This window comes from Rubritalea sp. (assembly GCF_039830215.1).
Classification (GTDB): domain Bacteria; phylum Verrucomicrobiota; class Verrucomicrobiia; order Verrucomicrobiales; family Akkermansiaceae; genus Rubritalea.
The window spans coordinates 1-6,581 of sequence record NZ_JBDOPO010000264.1 but is presented as its reverse complement, the minus strand read 5'-3'; the positions used below and the strand labels follow the sequence as shown (position 1 = coordinate 6,581).

Below are 6,581 nucleotides of genomic sequence, written 5' to 3'. Positions count from 1 at the left end.
GTATGAAAATAGCTGCGAGTGTGTTTCTTTAGTCCCGACACAAGTGGTTGATCTGATTGAGTCCAGCTGTGTGGCTCCTAGCTGCGTGAAGCACGTGGTTGTTGGTGGCGGCAATTTAAGTGACGCTCATTTGACGAAAGCGAAGGCGCTGGGGTGGCCGGTGCAGCGTAGTTATGGAATGACCGAGTCTGCCTCTCAGATTGCCACCGGCGATTTAGATGAAGGTTATTTGCGTATTCTTGACGGCTGGGAAACCCGAGTCGCTTCCAGTGGCGTGCTAGAATGGCGTGGTCCAGCTGGGTTTAGTGGGTACGTGGTCGAGCAAGCGGGGGAATTTTGCTTTGTTGACCCGAAGGTTGATGGCTGGTTCACAACTCAAGATTTAGTGGAGCTCGAGGATGGAGGGGTTCGTGTTCTCGGTAGAGCTGACTCGTTGGTTAAGGTTCTCGGTGAATTGGTGGATTTAGGTTCTATCGAGCAAAGAATCGAAGAACAAGCTGGGAACTCTGCAGTTGTGCTGACAATTGCGGATGAGCGTAGGGGAGTACGCCTTATCCCAGTAATTGAAGGCTCTGAGTGTATCGATTTGAATGGTTTCCGTGGTGTCGAAACCTTGGAGGTGGCACGCACGCTCCCCGAGTTTCCACGTTCAGCTTTAGGTAAGATCCAGCGTGCATCTGTTCGTGCGCAACTCGGCCTCTAGAGGTCCATTCCCGGCGTGCTTAAAAAACACGAAAAAGCTGTAGAAATTTGCCCAAGGCTGACTAAGGTCAACGCACATGGAACTTGAGGACATCGGATGGAACGAAGAATTTGCTGCAGCATTTAAGCCCTACGCTAAGAAAGGCTGGGTGCCCGGGCGATTGGTTCGTGACAACAAGATTACTTATGGAGCGTTACTCGCTGGCCCGCGTGAGCTAGAGGTCGTGATGAGCGGAAAGGTCTACCATGAGGCCAAGAGCGATTCGGAGTTGCCCGCTGTAGGTGACTGGGTGGCGCTGGAGGTGGAAGTGGGTGGTGATAAAGAAGACCACATGATCCGAGCCCGACTCCCACGCCAAACGTGTTTCTCCCGCAAGTTGCCAGGTAAGAGCAGTGAGGAGCAGGTGATGGCAGCCAATGTCAGCGTGGTAGTGGTGGTGACGGACGCTGGATCAGATTTTAACCCGCGGAGGATGGAGCGCTACTTCATGCTCATCGAGCGCAGTCGGGCAAAGGCTGTGGTTCTGGTGAACAAGAGTGACCTGTTCCCTGAAGATTTAAATACCTCAGCCAAAGAGGAGATCGAAGAACTCAATGCGGATGCCGATGTCTACATCACTAGCGCTGCTAAAAATGAAGGCCTCGAAGTGCTCAAGAAGTACCTAAATAAAGGAGTGAGTATCACAATCGTTGGTTCCAGTGGTGTGGGTAAATCCACTCTCGTGAATCAGCTGTTAGGAGACGAATGGCAGTGGACTAGTGAGGTCAATGAGTTGACAGGAAAAGGCAAACACACCACGACGGCACGTGAGCTCTTAGTGCTGGATGATGGCGGGATTCTGATCGACAACCCGGGGATCCGTGAGGTTCAGATGTGGACCGATGAGAACACGCTGCGCGAAAGTTTTGTCGATATCGATGCCATCGCATCCCAGTGTAAATTCCACGACTGTAAGCACGCGTCTGACAAAGGATGTGCGATAAATGCTGCAGTCGAATCTGGTGAATTGCCGATCGAGCGCTACGAAAGTTACCTCAAGTTAGAGGATGAAATCGAAGAACTCAACAAGCGCCGGAAAAAGCGCCAAATGATCACCGAGCGCAGAGCCAAGCGTGACAACCGAATCAAGGCTAGAAACCTAGCGGATCGGATTGACTACGATAATAACCAGAAGCCTGAGAATTATTAGGCTCGCTCGAGTTTAATATTTACAGGTGTTTATTCATTCTGATATACTGGATATTATATAGTTGTGAATATGAATGCCCTGATTGGTTCTAGTCCCATACGAAGATAGTAGTGACTAAGGAAATCTGTATAAGGTTGCGTAAGCTGAATAGCCCCTGTTCTATTTAGCGTGTGGAGTTTGGTGGTTTCTGGTGACGCAGAAATTACTCTAGTAATTGTAATCGCTACGTCTGAAACAGTAAGCTAACACAGTACCCATGCTTTTTGTGTCGTTTTTAAAGAGAGCTAGCTTGTGGGTGCTTCGGCTAGTTTTTAGCAGAAAACTCATGCTATCAGTGACGGCTCTGTTGCTGCTGCTAGTGAACGCTATTTGCCTAACTCATTATTTCTATAATAGGTATGCTTGGGATCAATGGGAGGAATTAGAGATTAGGGCTACTGAGATGTATGAGCTAGATCGTGAGGGTAGATTCTACACGGTGGATCGCGAATTAGACTTCTTTGATGATCCATTCATTCAGAGTTATCTTACGAGGGTTAGTGAGTCTGATGAACCTGGATTGAGTAGCGTTAGGGAAGTCATACATAGTCAGAATGATGAATCGTATTTCGGCATTGATCCAGACATTCGGAAATGGATTTAGGGTGTTGAGTTTGAGACTGAGAAGGAAGCTGCTGTCGCAATATTAAATTTATTAGAACCTCTAGCCAAAAGATGCGAGGGGAGTGGCTAATGCGTTGGAAAGTCGACCCACCACTAGCGCGGCGCTCACACGTGAATTGACTCTAGAGGGTTTCATGATGCAAGAGGACCGGAGGAGTCTAATACATCTTGTTGGTTTTAGTGAATTCTATAGTACTAGGTCAAAACTCCATATTCACCTTGAAGATTCAGCGGCAGCATTTTCAGCATTGTATAGAACTATCTGAGGTGGGGATAGGCGATAGTTCATTGTTAGCCTTTCTTATCAATTGTTCATTAGAGGTAAATGTCTCAAATGTAGTGAGTTTCGGAATCTCTAGGCATGCCTGGAGTGGCGAACAACTCGATCTGATAGAGGGATACATAAAAAGTCGAAATACAGCAAAATCCTTTAAGGGATTTCAGCCCGCTGAGTTTGCTTATAATCAACAGATAGCAAATCTGATTAGTGAGCATGGCTACGTGACAGTGATGACAAAAATGAGGAAGGGTGTTGAAGGGTTTGTAGACACATTATTTAATTCGATAGGCGACGTAGCAGAAGATGAACCATGGATTGATGTGGATGCATTGATCGAGACTGCGTTGCTCTATGTGGTACCTGAGGGTGTCATGATTCGTAATATGATCATCCCACACACCTACGCTCTCGACGTGTTAACTCCAGCTTCAGAGAAAGAGACGCACGTCGCAGTTTTGCGTAAGCTTCGTGAAGAATTGCCCGAATTCATATGGTATGAATCTTCAGGCGAATCCTTAGTGACAGCATTCGTGAACCAATATGAGGTCTTATTGAAGGGGGTGGCTCAACAACGAATGGCGGTTGTGGCTTGTCGACTCGAGAAGGCCTATTTAGCAAAGGGCCAGTACCCCCCAATCTCTTGCAGAGCTTGATCTAGGATTTGATGTTACTGCAAAAGATCCATACAGCGAAAACTCTCTGATTTATGAAAAACTGGGAGACGGATCCTTTAGTTTGTGTTCAGTCGGGCTACAGCAAGAAAACATGTCTGAATCTCGGCGTCATAGCTATGACGCTGAAGAGGAAAAACTTAAGTTCATTAGCGAGACTTCGTTGTAGCGGTTCCTTTGAAGGCTCAACATGCGAGATCTTCCGAGTGTGCAAATTACTCAAAGTCGGAGCTTTACCTGCTCTGTGAATCTGGCATAGGTATTTCGCTTCATTTTTAGGGGCGGACTCAACAATTTTTTAAGAAAGAATATTATGGATATCCAAATAGCAACACTCTGCGATTTCGCAGCTGACTACAACGGCAAGATGGTCATCAACGGCACCTTCGACACACTCGCAGCGCCACAGATGCCAGTGGTTCACCCACAGTGCTGTCTCGCACTTCGTCTCTGCATCACTCCAGAAGACACAGGCCAGCGTAAATTCAGTGTCAACATCATCGATGCCGATGGCAACTCACTCGACGATAAAATGCCAATTGAAGCGGATATGCCAATCGAACTTCCTGAGTCTGTGCCATTCATGACACGGAACTTGATCCTCAATCTTCAGGGACTCTCATTCCCTGAAGACGGAATCTACTCTATCGATATCAGCATCGATGACGAGCTCATCACACGCATCCCGCTCCGCATCGTAGAAGTGGATCAGAATGCAGAGCAGCCAACTGCTTAATTATTTCAAAAAGCGCGCTATGTCGTCCCCCCAAAATTACCGATCGGTGATGATCACCGGAGCCTCATCGGGGCTCGGTGAAGAATTCGCTCGTCAATTAGCACCGTGCTGTGACCAGATGACTCTGATCGCACGCAGGGAAGGGCGCTTGCTTGATCTAGTGAATGACCTCAAGGAGGTGAATCCTCATTTAGACGTGTTACCCTGCGCGGTAGATTTGACAGACCGCGATGCACGCACGACTTTTGTAAAGTTAGTAAATGAACACAGTATTTTTCCTGATTTGTTAATTAACAATGCGGGTATGGGCGACTTTGGTGAGTTTTCTAAAGCCGATTGGCCAAAGCTAGAGCAGATGCTGGAGCTCAATGTCAACGCGCTAACTCACCTGACGCATGCGCTACTGCCAGCAATGTGTGAGAGTGGTGCTGGCGACATTATTAATGTGAGCTCATTGGCTAGCATTATTCCTATTCCCGACTTTGCCGTGTATGCTGCGAGTAAGGCATACGTGACTAGTCTGTCTGAGGCTCTGAGGATGGAGCTGAAGGATCATGATATCAATGTCATGGCGCTTTGCCCAGGACCGGTGCATACCGAGTTCGGTAAGACGGCGATGCGCGGTGAGGATAAAAACAAGATACCTGGAAGCGAATTATTCTACGTGCGAAAGTCCCAAGTGGTGAGCGAAGCTCTTGCGGGGCTTATCTCAAGCAAAGCTCGTGTCTACCCGGGCTGGAAAATTGGGCTCGTAGCATTGGGCCTTTCAGTGATCCCGATTTTCGGATTGCGACTCATTTTAGGCACTCGACCTCGTCGTGAGCGCTAATTCGTGCTAGGGTTCACGGAATCGGTGAAAATAATGCGATACTGCCACCATCAATGCTTGCATGGCGTGGTTGTTTGAAGCATTTTACTGGCTCAGCTAGTAGGGAAATTAATCCCTAGGCTAATTTTTTATTATGTCACAGCAGAATTACATTCCTGATGATGCTCCTTTCACTGCCGATCAACGCCAGTGGCTCAATGGTTTGGTGTCCAATTTCATCAATGACCTCACCAGTGGACGTGGCCTAAATGGTCAGAATTCCGCGCCTACAGTGCCGGTCACGATTCTTATTGGCTCTCAAACGGGCAATTCAGAAGCATTAGGTAAAAAGCTATCGAAAGCGATGGCGAAGATGAACTTCAAGCCCGTGCTTGTTGATCTAGGATCCTACGAAAAGGAGAAACTCCCAACAGAGCAGAACGTTCTTATTATTACCTCCACCTACGGTGACGGTGAACCTCCAGATAATGCAGCGGATTTCCATGAATGGATCCTCAGTGACGCTGCTCCTAGTCTTGAAGGTGTCAATTTCTCTATCCTCGCGTTAGGTGACACTGAGTACCCAGACTTCTGTAAGTGTGGAATCGAATTTGACGAACGCTTTGAACAGTTAGGCGCAACACGCATTTTCCCACGTGTCGATTGTGATGTTGATTTCGACGAGCCGTACGAAGTTTGGAAAAATGGCGTTCTGGATGCTCTCGGAGCGTCTGCAGCTCCAGTTGCTGCAGCCGATGTCGCTGAAGATGGCTACAACAAAAAGAACCCGTTCCCAGCTCCGATCCTTAAGAACTTAAATCTCAATGCGAATGGTCCTCGCGAGACTCATCACATCGAGTTTTCTCTTGAAGGCTCAGGCTTAGAGTACCAGGTAGGTGATGCGCTTGGTGTGTACCCATGCAATGATGAGGCAATGGTCGATGAAATCCTAAGCAACATGAATTTTAAAGCAGGCGAGGAAGTTCCAATTCCAGGCGGTGGAGAAGCCACATTGCGTGATGCGCTTATCCATAATTACGACCTTCGTAACTTGAATAAGTCATTCATTCAGAATTGGCAAAAACTCAGTGGTTCGCCATTTTTGCGCGCACTTGTAGAAGGTGATGACAAGGCTGCGTATGACGATTTCTGTTATGGTCGTGAAGTGGTTGATTTGATCACTGATCATCCAGCTGACTTCAGTGATGCTGAAGAATTTGTCGGGTCGCTGAAGAAGCTCCAGCCAAGGTTGTATTCGATCTCTTCTAGCCCGAATGCTCACCCTGATGAGGTTCATCTCACAGTCGGTATTGTTCGCTACCAGAGTAAGTACCGTAGCCGTGGGGGAGTATGCTCCACGTTTCTTTCGGATCGCGCTAACAAGACCAACCCAAGAGTTTTCCTTCACTCAAACAATGCATTCCGACTACCGACTGATGGTAACACACCTGTGATCATGGTTGGTCCTGGAACAGGTATCGCTCCATTCCGAGCTTTCCTCGAAAAGCGTAAGGTCTCTGGGGCAAAGGGT

5 protein-coding genes and 1 pseudogene are annotated in these 6,581 nt (G+C 47.7%); all 6 read left to right on the top strand.

Annotated elements, in window-relative coordinates; all coding sequences use genetic code 11:
• Nucleotides 1–703, top strand: a pseudogene (locus ABGY95_RS08755) (hypothetical protein); the annotation flags it as partial.
• 76 nt (nt 704–779) lie between these two features.
• On the top strand, nt 780–1,892 hold the full coding sequence (rsgA, locus tag ABGY95_RS08750) for a ribosome small subunit-dependent GTPase A (RefSeq protein ID WP_347441298.1): 1,113 nt from the start codon (nt 780–782) through the stop codon (nt 1,890–1,892).
• Between the two features lie 882 nt (nt 1,893–2,774).
• Entirely contained in the window at nt 2,775–3,488 is a 714-nt protein-coding gene (locus ABGY95_RS08745) for a hypothetical protein (RefSeq protein ID WP_347441297.1), read from the top strand.
• A gap of 331 nt (nt 3,489–3,819) precedes the next feature.
• Complete coding sequence (locus ABGY95_RS08740) at nt 3,820–4,242, top strand: hypothetical protein (RefSeq protein WP_347441296.1); 423 nt, start codon at nt 3,820–3,822, stop codon at nt 4,240–4,242.
• A gap of 19 nt (nt 4,243–4,261) precedes the next feature.
• A complete protein-coding gene (locus tag ABGY95_RS08735) occupies nt 4,262–5,071 on the top strand; it encodes an SDR family NAD(P)-dependent oxidoreductase (protein WP_347441295.1) in 810 nt (269 codons plus the stop codon).
• 133 nt (nt 5,072–5,204) lie between these two features.
• On the top strand, nt 5,205–6,581 hold a 1,377-nt coding region (locus ABGY95_RS08730; protein ID WP_347441294.1), incomplete at its 3' end, for a sulfite reductase flavoprotein subunit alpha.